The organism is Cytobacillus kochii (assembly GCF_044790165.1).
In the GTDB taxonomy this organism is placed as follows: Bacteria; Bacillota; Bacilli; order Bacillales; family Cytobacillaceae; genus Cytobacillus; species Cytobacillus kochii.
On record NZ_CP085254.1, the window covers coordinates 1,079,435 to 1,095,909 of the forward strand.

The following is a 16,475-nucleotide window of genomic DNA, read 5'->3' on the forward strand; positions in this document are numbered from 1 at the left end:
GAGGAGTACGAGTAAATGCTGAAAACGAATGAAAAGGTTGAAACCGATGTTATTTTAACGGAAATTGCTGATTATGTATTGGATTATGAAATAACAAGTGAAGAGGCTTATCGCACGGCACATTATATCTTGCTCGATACAATTGGTTGTGGAATATTAGCGCTTGATTATCCTGAATGTACCAAACTACTTGGTCCTGTTGTGCCAGGAACGGTTGTACCTAATGGAACAAGAGTCCCTGGTACATCATTTGAATTAGATCCTATTAGAGGTGCATTTAATATTGGCTGCATGATTCGCTGGCTGGATTACAATGATACATGGTTAGCTGCTGAATGGGGGCATCCTTCTGACAACCTTGGTGGCATTTTGGCAGTTGCAGATTATTTAAGTAGGCAACGTCTTTCAGTAGGTAAAGAGCCAGTTAAAATGATTGAAGTCCTGGAAATGATGATCAAGGCTCATGAAATTCAAGGAATATTAGCGCTAGATAATAGTTTAAATCGCGTGGGGTTAGATCATGTACTGTTTGTTAAAGTGGCAACAACTGCTGTTACGGCAAAGATGCTTGGTGCAACAAAAGAAGAAGTGATTCATGCATTATCACTTGCATGGGTGGATAATTCTGCATTAAGAACATATCGTCATGCGCCAAATACGGGTTCAAGAAAATCATGGGCTGCTGGAGATGCGACAAGTAGGGGTGTTCAGTTAGCTATGATGGCAGTAAAAGGTGAAATGGGCTATAACAGTGTCTTATCTGCACCTAACTGGGGATTTGAAGACGTTCTGTTTAAAGGGCAAAAACTTACCCTACAAAGAGAGTTCAGTGCTTATGTAATGGAAAATGTATTATTCAAAGTTTCTTATCCGGCGGAATTTCACGCGCAAACTGCAGCAGAGTGTGCCGTTTCACTTCATCAAAATGGTGATGTAGGTGATTTAAACGATATCGATCGAATTACGATTACCACACATGAATCAGCGATTAGGATTATCGATAAAACAGGTCCATTACATAATCCAGCTGACCGCGATCACTGTATTCAGTACATTACAGCTATTGGTTTATTAAAAGGAAATATTCGCGCTGAGGATTATGAGGATGATGTAGCTAGCGACCCCCGAGTAGACAGCTTACGAGAGAAGATGGAGGTTGTGGAAGATCTGCAATACTCGAAGGATTATTTAGATCCGAACAAGCGCTCAATCGCTAATGCTGTTCAAATCTATTATAAAGATGGAACTTCTTCTGAGAAGATTGAATGTGAATATCCATTAGGTCACCGATTCCGCCGTGACGAAGCGATTCCAAAAGTATTGCAGAAGTTTGAGTATAATATTAAAACTCATTTTTCTAACAAGGCACAAACAAGCATTGCTGGAGCTGTTTCCGATCAAGAAACGTTAAAAGAGATGCCAGTGAATGAATTTATGAATTTATTCTTAATCTAGGAGGGGATGCAAGATGGCATGGATTGTTCATAAACCTGTGACTCAACAAGATTTAGCTGAGCAATTTCGTTCAAAAATGCTAGATAAGAATATATTGCAAATACCTGGGGCACATGATGCAATGGCAGGCTTAATGGCAAAACAAGCAGGCTTTCATGCTTTGTATTTATCAGGCGCTGCATATACGGCAAGTAAAGGACTGCCAGACTTAGGTATGGTTACATCTGCTGAGATGGCAGAGAGGGCGAAAGAAATTATTCGAGCAACTAATTTACCATTACTTGTTGATATTGATACGGGGTTCGGTGGGATATTAAATGCGGCAAGAACAGCTGTGGAAATGCAAGAAGCTGGAGTGGCTGCTGTGCAGATAGAGGATCAAAAGTTACCGAAAAAATGTGGCCATTTAAATGGAAAACAGCTAGTAACATCAGAAGAAATGATACAAAAAATTAGAGTGATTAAAGAAGTTGCCCCTCATCTAATGATAATAGCAAGAACAGATGCACGAGCGGTGGAAGGACTTGATGAAGCGATTGAACGAGCGAAAGCATATGCAGAAGCTGGAGCGGACGCTATTTTCCCGGAAGCATTAAAAACGGAAGAAGAGTTTAGTCTATTTTCACAAGCGATTTCCATTCCTTTACTAGCAAATATGACTGAATTTGGTCAGACTCCCTACTACTCAGCGGATGAATTTTCACAAATGGGCTTTCAAATGGTTATCTACCCTGTTACTTCATTAAGAGTGGCAGCGAAGGCATATGAAAACGTTTTTAATATCATTAAAGAAACAGGTTCACAAAAAGATGCGCTTGCTAATATGCAAACAAGAAAAGAACTATATCAAACAATCAGCTATGATGATTTTGAAGAATTAGATGATACATTAGCAAAAACAATATTGACAGAAGAATAATTGTCTAGGCGTTCGGTTATACAGCCGAGCGTCAATCTTCCTTAATTATTTTACTTCATAAAAGATTAGGAGAAATGAAAAAATGAACGCAAGGAATGAAATGATTATACAGCATCTTATTGGGGAAATGGCCAGCAATAAATACTTTATTAATGTGTTATTGCATAAAAAAGAAACGCTCAATGATAACCTTATTTGGCTTATGATGAAGTTGAAAAAACGTGGTGAAATGAAAATCACGGATATCTCTACAGATTTCTATATGTCCCCAGCAGCTGCAACGAATATGAGTGATAAATTAAAGGCACTTGGCTATGTAACTAAAAGTAGAGCACATAATGACCGTCGAATTGTTAGTGTTCGTTTAACACAAGAGGGAGCGTTCTATATTAATGCCTTATTTAATGCCTATTCGTATGAACAATTATGTTCTCTTCAACAGCAAGTATCTACCATTAATACTTCTCTTGAAAAAATAGCAAAAATTATCTAATGGTTTTTTCCCGAATAAAAGAGGATAAGGTCATTTAACAGTAAGTTCTGTTTTACTCACCTTATCCATTTTTATATGATCTTTCGGATATCGTTCATATAATAATTGGAAGCCGTAATTAATTAATGAATAGGCGAAAGCAGAAATAAATAATGAAAATGATGTGAATTTGTACAGTTTATAATGACCAATTTTTTGAAAGAAAGCATTGAAAGGATAGGCAAACAAAAGGTCAATAATTAGATTAAGCCCGACATATCGAAAAAACTTTCCGTATGTTAAATGGAACACCCAAATATTAATTGTAAAAAATGGCCCCAATATAAAGGCAATTGAATCATAAACCATATATTTCTTTCCGCCCTTTACTCTCCACCATTTAAAAACAAACGATAATAATGTTTCAATTAAAAGGATGCAAGAGCAAAATAAAGTAACAGGAAGAAACCTTTTAATTGATTTACCAGGAATAAAAAACATCGTTCCCCATAAGATGATGGCATTAAATACACGAAAGAAATTAGCTGCACTCAAGTTTACCCTCCTCTAAAAACCTTATTATCATTAGAATGTGATACATCAATAAAATTATGTGTGCAAGATGTATTTTTAAGAATATATCTAGTTGGTAAAAATGAACAATATAAAAAGAAATAATAAGCGGAGGCATTCTATGAAGGGAATTGGCATTCATCAATTTGGCGATATTCACCAATTACGTGACATTGTATTAGTAACACCACCAGTTGGTGATGACGAGATATTAATTCAAATAAAAGCGAGTGGAGTGTTAGAGAGTGATTGGCAATTAAGGTCCGGGCAATGTTTGAGCGACAATCTTAACTTACCCATCATTCTAGGAAGTTCCGGAGCAGGAATCATTAAAGCAATTGGAAAAGACGTCTCCCAGTTTAAAATTGGTGACAAAGTATTCTTTCTAACAACTATTTCTGTATATGGTACATATGCCAACGAAACGATAGTCCCATCTTCTCATGTTTGTCTCATGCCTCATAATTTAACATTCATTGAATCGGCTGCTCTATTAGAAAGTAGTATAGCGGCATGGCAAGCAACAGTAGAGGGGAGGGTGAGGGAAGGAAGCCATGTTCTAATTTTAGGTAGCCAAACGAATGTAGCTTTGATGCTCATTCAAATATTAAAGGCAATGGGAACAGTGGTAGGCATACTTTCCGAAGATGTAAAGCAGAAAGATGTAATCCATATTGATGGGGATTGTCTGGATCCTATTTATAAGCAACGACGCTTTGATCTACTAATTGATACAATTGGACAAAGCTATCCATATTTAAGTGCGTTAAGGTGGTTGAAGCCAGCAGCAGAAGTGATAAAATTCACAAAACCGAAAGATCAAGTCGTTGATAAAGAATGTTTGTCAATAAGATATATTACTACATACTCAATTAAGAAGGGGTTAGAACAGATAAAACAATTAGTAGAAAAAGGTAAACTAACTCCAGTTTTGGCACATGTGTATCCGCTGAACATTGAAGGTATACAAAAAGCCCACATAAAAAAACAATATGGTCACTGTCAGGGGGAAGTGGTTGTCTGCCATCGAGGATAAAAGTAGTTAAGATTTTTTGGAGTTTGATAAAATAACTACAATCTTTTCGTAACGCGAAGTTCTCTAACTATCAAACACCTCTAGGCATGTTATAATAATTCATGAAAATTCAGAATAAGGAGGTCGCTACCTTTGACACTATTGCAAGATATTTATCAAAAATCACTCTACACTTTAAGCGGTCATGGAGTGCGACAAGTGGAAGTGCTTAAAGAAGCCTTCCGACATGTCCAGGAAGATGTTACAAGCGATATTTACGGCGAAGGTCAAATCATTGCAGAATTTGAAAAAAAGATGGCAACATTATTAGGCAAAGAGAAAGCAGTCTTCTTTCCGAGTGGAACGATGGCGCAACAAATTGCTCTGAGAATCTGGAGTGATAAAAAACAATCAAAAAAAATTGCTTATCATCCATTAAGTCACCTAGAAATTCATGAACAAGATGGCCCTCAGATGCTGCATCAATTTGATGTAACATTCGTCAGTGAAGAAAGTAGACCTGTAGGGTATGAAGAGATTAGTCACTTAGATGATTCATTCGCTGCATTGTTATTAGAGTTGCCGCAGAGAGAAATAGGTGGGTCCGTGCCCCCATTTTCAGAACTTCTGCAAATGGCGGATCATTGCCGCGAAAATAATATTAAACTACATTTAGATGGTGCGAGATTATTAGAAGTGCTGCCATATTATGAAAAGAGTGCTGAAGAAGTAAGTGCATTATTTGACAGTGTATATCTTTCTTTTTATAAAGGTGTAGGTGGGATCGCTGGAGCAATTTTAGCCGGTGATAAGTCTCTTATTGAAGAAGCAAAGGTTTGGAAAAGAAGGTTCGGCGGAGACCTCATTAGTCTTTACCCTTATATCATTCCAGCAGACTATTATTATGAAAAAAGAAAAGATAAAATGAAGCGATATTATGAAATATCACGATTTTTCGCTGAGCGATTTAATCAAATAACTGGTTTACATACAAAACCAAAAGTACCCCAATCAAATATGTTCCATCTTTATTTTGAAAAAGACATCGAGGATATAGAACAATTGTTGAAAATGGTGTATGAGGAATGTGGTGTGGGTATCACATCTAGAATTCAAGAGAAAGATAACGAGTATTTTGCTGAAATTAGTTTTGGTGATGCAGTTACGGTGATACCAGAAACAGTAATAGAAAAAATGTTTTTAACAATCAAACAAAATATATAATTCTTATTCATAGAATGAGAGAAAAAAATATATGCAGGAAAGCAAAAAGCTGCTTATGCAGGCTATTAGGAAGAAATATTGATGACTTCCTTTTAGGAAAAATATAGAAACGCAAGAGGCGATAGATATGAGAAGAAAGACAATGCTATCAATGTACTGAAAGGTGAGTTTTCTGAAAAGTAAGCTTATCAAGATTGAAAATAAAAAGATGAGAAGGATAAGTAGAACTTTAAATGATATCAATGGACATTCCTCCTTCTATAAAATTTGTAATGGACCTCTGAAGTAGCCTTTATATTAGTATATGTATACATAATGAATCTTCTCAAAAAAAGGGTACCGTTCATCAAAAAACGGCAAATATCACAGTTTGATAATAAGGAGATGTTAACAATTAAGGTGATCATTATCGGATCAGGCATAGTTGGAGCGAGTGCTGCTTATCATTTAAGTAGAAACGGCATCGATGTTACAGTAATTGATGCGAACCATGAAGGTAGGGCATCTGCTGCAGGAGCTGGCATTGTTTGTCCATGGATTACTCATCATAAACATCCAGATTGGTATACATTGGCTCGAAGGGGAGCTTTGTATTATGGAGAGCTCATTAAAGAATTGGAACATGATGGTGAATGGGATATCGGATATAAACAGGTTGGTGCACTGGCGATAAGCAAAGAGGATGAGGTAATAAAACAATTTCAAGCGGAGGCAATGAGCAAACGGGCTGCAGGTACGCCTGAGGTAGGAGATATTAAGCGCTTATCAGGGGAGGAAGCACGAGGTTTATTCCCACTATTGAATAGAGAGTATCAAGCACTTTATGTGAGTGGGGGAGCTAGGGTAGATGCACATTTACTTTGTCAAGCGATGCACAGAGCCTCTTCCATACATGGGGCTCAATTTATAGAAGGCAAAGCAAGTCTTACTCTAAAGAATGGGCATGTAGTCGGGGTAGAGGTAAATGGGGAATTATATGCGTGTGATCAGATCATTGTAACGACTGGCGCATGGACAAATGAGTTGCTTTCACCCCTTCATTATTCTATTGCTATTAAACCGCAACGTGGACAAATTATCCATTTCGGTGTGAAGGAACATATTACTTCAGACTGGCCAGTTGTTATACCGGATTCTAGTTACTATATGCTTGCCTTTGATGATCAAAGAATCGTTGTAGGTGCAACGAGAGAAACGGGGGCAGGATTTGACTATCGATTGACAGCTGGAGGAGTGAAAGAAGTGATTGAAGCAGGACTGGAGATGGCGGCATCATTAGAAAATAGTTCAATTTCCGAGATGCGTGTAGGTTTTAGACCAATGGGACCCGACACCCTTCCGTTATTAGGAAAACTGGAAGGACATCCTAATGTCACTATAGCAACAGGCTTGGGGCCGTCAGGGATAACAATGGGTCCTTACATAGGCGTAGTAGCTAGTGAAATCGCTTTGAATCATACTTTACCATTTGATCTTACTCCTTATGACCCCTTAAGATAATGAATGATGTTTTGCCTTGGTCATTGTTACCAAGGCAATTATTTTTGGAAAGGATGAGGTTTGTGATTTATAAAAAAGAGATAAAAGGTCAAGTTATAGAAGTGAAAATGGAGTGGACGGAAGAGTAGAATTTTCGCTTGAAATAATCTCCATGTAATCTGCCGTTCATTGTAAGTGGAAATTGATTGCGTGAAAATATAAAACTTATGGTATGTGTAGCTTAAGAAGAAAAAGTAAACGGGAGAATTGCCTAAAAAGAGGATGGAATCCGAGCGGAAAAAGAATTAGGCGTCATTCGCTAAGGAAAAACGCGCTAAAGATGATAGGGGATAAGGGGAAGAAAATTCCACAAAATTTGTTCGATATTGATTCATAGGTTAATTACTTAATATGATTTGGATGTTATTACCCACTTGCTTGATCTCTCCCAAAAAATGGCCAATCCCTTCTATAAAAATGCCATCTATTGTCTGTTCCGGAGGATGATCAATGACAAATTGTAGCTGTAACACATCGTTTAATCCATTTTCTGTTAAGGCTAATACAGGTTGTGAAAAATATATGGACTGCTCTTGAAGACGTATGGTCATACCGTTTTTATGAAGGAAGTTTTTATGCGATTGTATGATATTCATAGGATCAAATTGTTGAATCCGGCCTTTGCCTATCAATGTAAGAAGCAACCCATTTGTTTTTTTAAAACTGCTAATTTCAATTTCTTTATTCATTTCAGCTTCCCGAATAAGATTGTCTAAGGAATATGCCAGATGCATTTTCTTTGGTGCTCTAGCTATTGGTTCAAATTCTTTTTGTAAGATTTCATAAATAGTTAGTTGATGTTCAAATAATTCTTCTTTCCATTTTGGAGAGAATTTCTCAAGTAATAAACAGATAGCTAAACCTGAGGGATAGCAACTATGTCTTATACTATTTGTCATAATAGAGTAGTCTGTTAATGACTTTAAATAACGCTCAAGTACCAGTTCATCTGTTTGATTGACGATATCTTTATATGCAAGGAATTCGATAAAAAACGCCGGTCCTTCAATTGTTTCAATATGGCCTTCATACTGAACCAACTCATTGTACTGCTCTTTTCTTTTTTCTCTCCAATATATGAAGGCTTGAATCGCTTCTCTTTGTTTATTGATATTCTTAATACTTAATGCGCGGTTAAGACACTCTCTTTCTTGGATTCTCCATTGAATATTTTCTCTATCAAGAGGATAAGCAATCCCTACTAATTCATTGGGAAAACGCTTTTCTTTCATATGATATTGATGGCAATGAAAAAGCTCATGAATAAGGGTGGCGTATACTTCCTCTTTATTAAGATTATTTATGTCGACAACGGCTGTTGCTTCATTTTCGAAAATTATTGAGGTAGAGCCCGTAAATTGATTGTTCCATGGGAGAATGACTTCTTGACCATTAAATTGAGGATGCTGATATAAATAAACAGATTCATGATTATAATAGGCATAAGGTGAAGCGATAAAATGTGGCCAATAGTTTGGGAGTATTGTATGAATGGTAGTCACTTCAGTTAATTGTTGGTTAATCATAATCATCTCCTTCATCAGAAGTATTAGTAAATGATAATATATAAACCTAGTGCAATAATAGATAGGATAATCAGGATAATATATATAAGTGAAAGGTTTCTACTGTTTTTCTTTGTAGAAGATCGGTAATTGTCATCACTGCGACTTGTCAATAATAAAGTACCAACAATAGCAGCAATGAGTAAAAAGATTATAATGCCGTATAATACAGTCATGAGGTCCTCCTTTTCTCATACTTTTCAATCATCAAGGGGTATCTAGTCAAATGTCTTTCTTATGATTATAATGGAAGAGGTTGTATTTTTATAGCTATAAATTGTCACTTCTTTTTGAAGATATTGTGAAAAGGTTTACTTAAAAAGTTATAAATACTTTTTTAGTGTTACAATATAATTGAAATTTCTTATGGAAGGGAAAGTTCCTCTTGTTATGGAGAAAGGTATTAGCATGAATAATTCAATGCAGCAACTTGAAAAGCGTCAACCAATTACAAAAATTCTAGCTGCTACCATTAAAACAGGGATTATTAAATCCAATTTGTTTCCGATGTTCGCAGGGTTAACGCTCGCCTTATATACGTATGATTATGGTATTTTAGACAAGATACCAGAAATATTATTTGCCTTATTTGGTTCTATTTTTATTATCGGCTCTGCCGGTGCTTTTAATAATATTTATGATAGAGATATTGACTCTATTATGGAGCGTACGAAGACTAGACCTACAGTAACAGGAGATATCACTACTAAATCAGTGTTAATTTTAGCGACAGTGATGGGATTAGTAGGTATTATTTTGTTATCATTAGCAACTCCGCTAGCAGGATTGCTCGGTTTTTTAGGTTGGTTTTTTTATGTTGTACCTTATACTATGTGGACAAAAAGAAGAACCATTTATAATACGGAAGTTGGGAGTATCTCGGGAGCGATGCCTCCTTTAATTGGGTGGGCTGCTATTCATCCAGATATTTTACACCCGGCAATATTAGGTCTATTCGTCATTCAAGTTATTTGGCAAATGCCACATTTTTATGCGATTGCCATTCGTAAACATGATGACTATAAAGCGGCAAATGTACCGATGTTACCTGTTGTAAAAGGAATACGTCGCACCTATTTACAAACAAATGTCTATCTTGTTTTGTTAATTTTAACAAGCTTTTTATTTTGGCCATTAAGCCCAGGGTTAACACTCGTATCATTGTTACTTGGTATTGGTTGGTTAATTCTTAGTATCTATGGTTATAAGAAGATGGATCCGAAGAAATGGGCAAACGCTTTATTCGCCTATTCACTTATCCATATGACAGTCCTTTTTTCAACTGTGATTATTTATTCTTTAGTTGGGATTATTTTTAATTTGAAGTAATTAAGTATGCGATCTTAGCATCATTTGAACTCGAACAATACAGTGTTCGAGTTTTTTTATTTGGTGAGCAAGTTGGGCAGTGGACAGTTCGATGTTCGTTCTTGCCAGTTCGCTTTTAGTGCATGTGATGGTGATCAGAATAGGGGGTAACGCATCGCATCAAAAATCCGTGGCGAGGGTAAAAATTGATAGGAAAAGGTAAGAAACGCGTCAAAAATACGTGGTGAGGGTAAAAATTGATAGGAAAAGGTAAGAAACGCGTCAAAAATACGTGGCGAGGGTAAGATTTGATAGGAAAAGGCAAGAAACGCGTCAAAAATTCGTGGCGAGGGTAAAATTTGATAGGAAAAGGTAAGAAACGCGTCAAAAATCTGTGGCGAGGGTAAGATTTGATAGGAAAAGGCAAGAAACGCGTCAAAAATACGTGGTGAGGATAAAAATTGATAGGAAAAGGTAAGATACGCGTCAAAAACTCTTGGCGAGGGTAAGATTTGATAGGAAAAGGCAAGAAACGCGTCAGAAATTCGTGACGAGCGTAAAAATTGATAGGAAAAGGTAAGAAACGCGTCAAAAATCCGTGGCGAGGGTAAGATTTGATAGGAAAAGGTAAGAAACGCGTCAAAAATCCGTGGCGAGGGTAAGATTTGATAGGAAAAGTTAACAAACGCGTCAAAAATCCATGGCGGGAGAAAAATTTGATTGGATACCTGACGAGGAGGCGACTAAAAGCAGTGTCAAGTCGCCGAGTTATTTACTTTAACCATTAAGTAGATCAGATGCTACCGGATCCTTCTCGTGAGCAAATTGAATTTTATTCATTAATACATGGTTAATGGCATAAGAAAAGTAGCGCCCTGCCTTCCTAATGTTTTTAAGGTTTTCTTGCTTCCTTTTGTTTAATATTAACGATTGGCAGCTTAGAGGTATAATTCAGCATTTCTATCAATTGTTCGGTCATATGCGTCGGACTATATTTAAAACCTCCTTTTACCCAGGAAATAATAAGTCCATATAGGCCATATACATGATAGTTTGTTAATAATTCATGATTAATGGCATTTGGGATGTGATCAAAGCCAATTTCATCATAGGAAAGCTGTGTTAAAACGGAAATAATCTTATCTTGAAATCCAGAGAGTGCGTGAGAATGTATCATTACTGAATAGAAACTTCCGTATTGATATACATGTTCAAAAATCTTTACACTTGATGTTGTTAAATCTTCAATATGTAATTTTCCAATGCCGATATATGGTTCGCGATAGCTCCGAATAAGGTCATCAAATATATCGTTGGTTAATTCTTCTAGTAATTCTTCTTTCGTCTGAAAATGCTTATAAAAGGTGCCTCGATTTAAATCCGCTTTTTGTACAAGGTCAGTCACTGTGATTTTTTCAAACTCTTTTTCAGCCATTAAAGTAATAAGAGCATCTTTTAGCCCTTTTTTAGATTTATGAATTCTTCGATCATTTTTCATCAACAATTCACCTTCCCTTTGTTGATTAACTTTTATTAATATACAAGTGATACCCAATGTATTTATTTTTGAACAAATGCTATCTGTTTTGCATATTGTTACTTAAATTATAGAAGATTAAACTGAAAGAGTACAAACTATTTTGATAGCGCTTTAATGAAGGTGCATAAATGAAAGGGGTAATTTTCTATGAAACTAAAAGATCAAGTAGCCATTGTAACAGGTGCGGCATCTGGTATGGGAAAAGCAATTGCTGAGTTATATGCAAAAGAAGGTGCAAAAGTGGTTGCTGTCGACTTAAATAAAGCAGGTGTAGAAGCGGTTGTTGAAACTATTAAAACGAGTGGTGGACAAGCACTAGCTCTTGGAGTAAATATTGCTAAATTAGATGAAGTTGAAGGGATGATTGATGCTGCTGTAGAAGAATACGGTACATTAGATATCTTAGTGAATAATGCAGGTATTATGGATGCAATGGAACCTGTAGGAGACATTACAGATGAAAAATGGGATCTTATCTTTGATATCAATACAAAAGGTGTGATGCGAGCTATGCGCAAAGCTATCCCGATTTTCCTTGAAAAAGGAAAAGGCGTGATTGTAAACACAGCTTCAACAGGCGGTTTAAACGGTGCGCATGCTGGGGCAGCATATGGAGCATCTAAGCATGCAGTTGTTGGCTTAACAAAAAACACTGGTTTTATGTATGCAAAAGAAGGAATCCGTTGTAATGCTATTGCTCCTGGTGGGGTGGCTACAAATATTGGGACTGCATTAAAACAACCGAATGAATTTGGTATGAGCCGTACGCAACTAGCATCAGCGGTGATGCCACGTGTCGGAACACCGGAAGAAATTGCGAAAGTGGCTTTATTTTTAGCTTCTGATGAATCGAGCTTCGTGAATGGTACGGTCATTACAGCTGACGCTGGTTGGACAGCAGCATTTTAATATACTATTTATACTTGCAGTTATAATTCCATATGTAAATGAAACCCAAACTCAACTTGTTTGGGTTTTTTTATTGATAAATTATCTCAATCTCTTGGTTCCTGTGATATTTTTTTTAGGTTCTTATTGAGTGATTCTCTTTTAATGGTATATGAACTGATTATGACTTAAAACGTGTTTGTTTTACAGCCGCCTTTAGATGAAAGGGAATCAAAGTTTCCACCTAAACTACAACAATGAAAGCAATTTCATCATACGGCATCCCAATGCTCCCATTGCTTGTGATAAACTAAATATAATCAAAATGGAGAGAAGTGTTCGAGATGAAACAGGAAGTAATTATTAAATAGAACAATGTGCAGGTGATAAAAAAATAGAGGTACGGGGGGATGTTTAATTGGTATTAAATCATAGAGGGTTCGATGAATGGGCGAAGGAGTATGATCAATCCGTAAAATTATCTGAGGGAAAAGAGGCTTATCCTTTTGCTGGTTATCAAGCCGTAATTAATCTTGTATATCATATGGCAGGACATCACCCGTCATCAACCATTTTAGATGTAGGGTTTGGCACGGGGACCTTAACAAAGCGATTGTACGATGACGGTCATAGCATCTATGGAATTGATTTCTCAAAAGAAATGATAGCCATTGCAAAGGAAAAAATGCCAAACGCTTATCTTTTTCAAAGAAATATGGAAGAAGGTCTTCCATTCGAATTTGAGAAGGAAAAATTTCATGCCATTATCTCTACCTATGCACTTCATCATGTAACAGATAGAAAAAAAATTGAATGGATTCAACAGCTATCCTTTTCGTTGCATGAAGGAGGGTCAATTATTATTGGAGATATTGCCTTTGAAACAAGAAGTGCGCATGATCAATGTAAAAACAGAAGTTATGAGGATTGGGATCATAGTGAATTTTATACCGTCTATGAGGAAATAAAGGAAGAATTAGTAGCATTAAAGTTTAAAGTAGATTATAAGCAAATCTCTCATTGTGGAGGCGTATTATTCGTTCGACGTTAACTATATGACCCACTAAAGTGAGAAAGGAATGAACCATGAATAAAAAGCAGAAGAGAATTGAGCAAATAACACGTTTGCATTCACCATTAAGATGTCCTATTTGTAAGGGAGATTTGAAGGTGGAAGACAATAGTCGACTAATCTGTAGCCATCGTCATAGTTTTGATATTACAAAGCAGGGCTATATCAACGTCTTAACTCATAAAGTAAACAGTCATTATGATAAGGAGTTATTTGAAGCAAGAAAACAAATCATCACAAAAACAAAACTATACAATCCGTTACAACAATTAATCATTTCGCATATAAAGGAGCTTAGTCCAGGACAGATGATTGCTGATGCTGGTTGCGGTGAAGGCTCGCATTTACATATGATCTTAGAAAAGCTAAATGTAACTGAGCAAAAGTATGTAGGAGTCGGTTTAGATATTGCTAAAGAAGCAGTTAAAATGGCAGCTGGCAATGATGATGAGTGGATATGGCTTGTTGGGGATTTGGCGAATCTACCTTTCACGGACCATTCTGTAGATGTGCTATTAAATATTCTATCACCTTCTAATTATCAGGAGTTTAAAAGGGTGTTACGAAAGGGTGGCATCGTAATTAAAGTTGTGCCTCGACCTAATTATTTATTTGAGTTAAGAAGTGTGTTATCGAAAAATAATCACTATGATAATCAAGAGATACTACAACTGTTTAAAGAACATTTTCATGTTATCAGTCAAAAAAGTTTGCATTACACTGTTGAACTTAGTGGTGAGGAGAAGAAACAACTTGTGAAGATGACACCCCTCACATGGAGTGGACAAGAAAATACGAAGAGGTTATTTGTTGAAGGTGATCTTAATGAAATCACGATTGACCTTGAAGTGATTGTCGGTAAATTAAAATAGAAGTGAAGCTGGGGACATACATCATAATCCCTGGATTTATTTATACATTCTGCCTCGTGTATAAATGAAGGGAGGAGGCAAGTATGCAAGAAGAGATAATAGAAGCGCTAAGGTTAAGAAAAGAAGGTCAATGGTTATTATCTAATCAGCGATTTTTAAAGATGTTGGAATCTTTCCCCGATGATGCAAACCTTTTATATCAAAGTGCTTGGAGTTACGACTTGCTCGGTGAAGAAAGAAAGGCTGTGCCCCTTTATGAAAAGGCCATTCAAAAGGGATTAAAAGACGGATTGGAAGGGGCTTATATTGGTTTAGGAAGTACACTTAGAACTTAGGAGAATATGAAAAATCTAAAGCAATATTAGAGGAAGGAATCAATCAATTTCCCCATAACGGTGCACTAGTAACATTTTTAGCGATGACTTTATATAACTTAGAGGAACATGAATTAGCGATGAATCATTTGTTGAGATTATTGGCTAATACTTCAAGGGATGAATCAGTTTCTGCTTATCAAAAAGCAATTCATTTTTATCGCGAGCAATTGAATAAAACATGGGAGTAGGTAAGCGTCGAATGATTAATATAGCAGAGTTACAAAAAGAGGTTGGACAATTTAGTAAGAAAAAAGGCTTTGATAAAAACAGCGTGGAGGCTCGTGCACTCTTTCTAATGACGGAGGTAGGTGAAGTGGCAAAGGAAGTATTATCACTTTCATGGGAAGAGGATAAGGAAGTGGTGAAAGAACGCCTAGGTTTAGAGCTATATGATGTAGTATGGAATGTGTGCGAGCTAGCGAATAAATTAGATATAGATTTAGAGAAAGCCTTTGTACAAAAGAGTGAAATTAATCGCAGCAGAACTTGGGAATAAAAAAAGTGGTTGAATGAAAATCAACCCCTTTGAATAATTAGTAATGATCTTGAATCGTGAAACGAATGGAAAAGGTTGTCCCAGAAGAGTCTGTAGTAAAATCAATATTAGCATTGTTTCTTTTGGCAATGGCAAACGAGATAGCTAACCCAAGACCAGTTCCCTTTTCTTTTGTTGTGAAAAAGGGGGTAGAAATCTTGTTCATTACTTCAGGGGCAATTCCTGCACCTTCGTCTGTTATAGATAATACGACTTGACCACGATCTAAGTATGTACGGATATGTATAGATGCTTTCGCATTCATTGCATCTAAAGAATTATTTACCATATTAATGATTAACTGACGGATTTCGTTTTGATCTAAATTTAATAGTGGTAAAGGGTGCAGCTGAAGATGGATTTTTTTATTTTCTTTAATGGCTCTCGTCTCTAGCAATGGGTAGATAGATTGAATAATTTCGTTGAGATGTTCCTTCTCTTTTCGACTAGGCTTATTCTTGGCCATATCTAGAAACTCACTAATAATGGAATTGACACGATCAATTTCATTAATCATTAATAGAAAAATTTCTTGGTATTTTAGTAAATCTTCATTTTTTTCTACTAACTGAAGAAAGCCTTTCACAGTTGTTAATGGATTACGTACTTCATGGGCTACACCAGCTGCCATTTCCCCAATTAACCGTAATTTTTCATAGTAAGCTCTTCTTTCATTTTCTTTCTTCGTCTCTGTTATATCCTGCATAATAACTAGAAGACCTTTTGTATCGGGTATTGTTTTCACTTTAAAATAATTAGTATTTGCATATGAAAGGTCAAAGCTAATCCCTTTTTGCTTCTTGTATGATTGATATAATTGTTTACATACTTTCCTACATAAATCTGGAATAGCCTCACTAATATTTCTGCCTAGTATTTCGTCTTTTACGATATTAAACATATTTTCTGCTGAACGATTAACAAATAAAAGTTGCATATCCTTGTTTAAATAATAGCAGCCATCAGAAATATTTAGGAGTATCTGGTGGAGGTGCATATTATTTAATCGATTCTCTTCGGGTAAGATAGAAAAGTTCTTGGTCGTAGTCATCTGATGTAAACTCACTCCTCTCAAATGATTGTTAGTTTAATAAAGAGGCTAAGAGGTTTGCTCGAAGCCT

The 16,475-nt window shown here is 36.2% G+C and carries 17 protein-coding genes; 12 read left to right on the forward strand and 5 right to left on the reverse strand.

Annotation, left to right across the window (positions count from 1 at the left end):
• The first annotated feature begins 15 nt into the window (after window positions 1–15).
• The 3 genes from prpD to LG276_RS05860 all read left to right on the forward strand — a co-directional run bounded on the left by prpD (window position 16) and on the right by LG276_RS05860 (window position 2,867).
• Complete coding sequence (gene prpD / locus LG276_RS05850; RefSeq protein WP_404293805.1) at window positions 16–1,455, forward strand: 2-methylcitrate dehydratase; 1,440 nt, start codon at window positions 16–18, stop codon at window positions 1,453–1,455.
• Between the two features lie 13 nt (window positions 1,456–1,468).
• A complete protein-coding gene (prpB, locus tag LG276_RS05855; RefSeq protein ID WP_224934934.1) occupies window positions 1,469–2,374 on the forward strand; it encodes a methylisocitrate lyase in 906 nt (301 codons plus the stop codon).
• Window positions 2,375–2,456: 82 nt separating this feature from the next.
• Window positions 2,457–2,867 carry a MarR family transcriptional regulator gene (locus tag LG276_RS05860; protein ID WP_251162878.1) on the forward strand — a complete coding sequence of 137 codons (411 nt, stop codon included), beginning with the start codon at window positions 2,457–2,459 and terminating at the stop codon, window positions 2,865–2,867.
• A 30-nt stretch (window positions 2,868–2,897) separates the two neighbouring features.
• On the opposite strand, the gene LG276_RS05865 is transcribed toward LG276_RS05860, so the two are convergent.
• Window positions 2,898–3,401, reverse strand: a complete 504-nt coding sequence (locus LG276_RS05865) for a hypothetical protein (RefSeq protein WP_289433056.1) — start codon at window positions 3,399–3,401, stop codon at window positions 2,898–2,900.
• 139 nt (window positions 3,402–3,540) lie between these two features.
• On the opposite strand from LG276_RS05865, the gene LG276_RS05870 reads away from it, so the two are divergent.
• From LG276_RS05870 to LG276_RS05880, 3 genes are all read left to right on the forward strand, one after another.
• The gene (locus LG276_RS05870; RefSeq protein ID WP_404293807.1) at window positions 3,541–4,455 is read left to right on the forward strand and encodes an NADP-dependent oxidoreductase; all 915 of its coding nucleotides are present in this window, start codon (window positions 3,541–3,543) and stop codon (window positions 4,453–4,455) included.
• A 132-nt stretch (window positions 4,456–4,587) separates the two neighbouring features.
• The gene (locus tag LG276_RS05875) at window positions 4,588–5,658 is read left to right on the forward strand and encodes a low specificity L-threonine aldolase (RefSeq protein ID WP_251162881.1); all 1,071 of its coding nucleotides are present in this window, start codon (window positions 4,588–4,590) and stop codon (window positions 5,656–5,658) included.
• A gap of 384 nt (window positions 5,659–6,042) precedes the next feature.
• The gene (locus LG276_RS05880) at window positions 6,043–7,158 is read left to right on the forward strand and encodes an NAD(P)/FAD-dependent oxidoreductase (RefSeq protein WP_404293810.1); all 1,116 of its coding nucleotides are present in this window, start codon (window positions 6,043–6,045) and stop codon (window positions 7,156–7,158) included.
• Window positions 7,159–7,535: 377 nt separating this feature from the next.
• Here the strand turns inward: LG276_RS05880 and LG276_RS05885 are convergent, their stop codons facing one another.
• Both LG276_RS05885 and LG276_RS05890 read right to left on the reverse strand, forming a co-directional pair.
• Complete coding sequence (locus tag LG276_RS05885; protein WP_404293813.1) at window positions 7,536–8,723, reverse strand: hypothetical protein; 1,188 nt, start codon at window positions 8,721–8,723, stop codon at window positions 7,536–7,538.
• Window positions 8,724–8,746: 23 nt separating this feature from the next.
• Window positions 8,747–8,938 (reverse strand): hypothetical protein, encoded by a 192-nt coding sequence (locus LG276_RS05890; RefSeq protein ID WP_191815185.1) that lies wholly within the window; start codon window positions 8,936–8,938, stop codon window positions 8,747–8,749.
• A gap of 232 nt (window positions 8,939–9,170) precedes the next feature.
• Here LG276_RS05890 and cyoE point away from each other — a divergent pair, with 232 nt between their 5' ends.
• Window positions 9,171–10,091 (forward strand): heme o synthase, encoded by a 921-nt coding sequence (gene cyoE / locus LG276_RS05895; protein WP_251162883.1) that lies wholly within the window; start codon window positions 9,171–9,173, stop codon window positions 10,089–10,091.
• Window positions 10,092–10,962: 871 nt separating this feature from the next.
• Here the strand turns inward: cyoE and LG276_RS05900 are convergent.
• Window positions 10,963–11,568 carry a TetR/AcrR family transcriptional regulator gene (locus tag LG276_RS05900; protein WP_224934948.1) on the reverse strand — a complete coding sequence of 202 codons (606 nt, stop codon included), beginning with the start codon at window positions 11,566–11,568 and terminating at the stop codon, window positions 10,963–10,965.
• A gap of 189 nt (window positions 11,569–11,757) precedes the next feature.
• Here LG276_RS05900 and LG276_RS05905 point away from each other — a divergent pair, with 189 nt between their 5' ends.
• The 5 genes from LG276_RS05905 to LG276_RS05925 all read left to right on the forward strand — a co-directional run bounded on the left by LG276_RS05905 (window position 11,758) and on the right by LG276_RS05925 (window position 15,315).
• A complete protein-coding gene (locus LG276_RS05905; RefSeq protein WP_404293816.1) occupies window positions 11,758–12,519 on the forward strand; it encodes an SDR family oxidoreductase in 762 nt (253 codons plus the stop codon).
• Window positions 12,520–12,916: 397 nt separating this feature from the next.
• Window positions 12,917–13,549 carry a class I SAM-dependent methyltransferase gene (locus LG276_RS05910; RefSeq protein WP_404293819.1) on the forward strand — a complete coding sequence of 211 codons (633 nt, stop codon included), beginning with the start codon at window positions 12,917–12,919 and terminating at the stop codon, window positions 13,547–13,549.
• A 119-nt stretch (window positions 13,550–13,668) separates the two neighbouring features.
• On the forward strand, window positions 13,669–14,442 hold the full coding sequence (locus tag LG276_RS05915) for a methyltransferase domain-containing protein (RefSeq protein WP_224934954.1): 774 nt from the start codon (window positions 13,669–13,671) through the stop codon (window positions 14,440–14,442).
• Between the two features lie 83 nt (window positions 14,443–14,525).
• A complete protein-coding gene (locus LG276_RS05920) occupies window positions 14,526–14,777 on the forward strand; it encodes a tetratricopeptide repeat protein (RefSeq protein ID WP_404293822.1) in 252 nt (83 codons plus the stop codon).
• A gap of 241 nt (window positions 14,778–15,018) precedes the next feature.
• Window positions 15,019–15,315, forward strand: a complete 297-nt coding sequence (locus LG276_RS05925; protein ID WP_224934958.1) for a MazG-like family protein — start codon at window positions 15,019–15,021, stop codon at window positions 15,313–15,315.
• Window positions 15,316–15,352: 37 nt separating this feature from the next.
• Here the strand turns inward: LG276_RS05925 and LG276_RS05930 are convergent, their stop codons facing one another.
• Complete coding sequence (locus tag LG276_RS05930; protein WP_251162885.1) at window positions 15,353–16,405, reverse strand: ATP-binding protein; 1,053 nt, start codon at window positions 16,403–16,405, stop codon at window positions 15,353–15,355.
• Window positions 16,406–16,475: the final 70 nt, after the last annotated feature.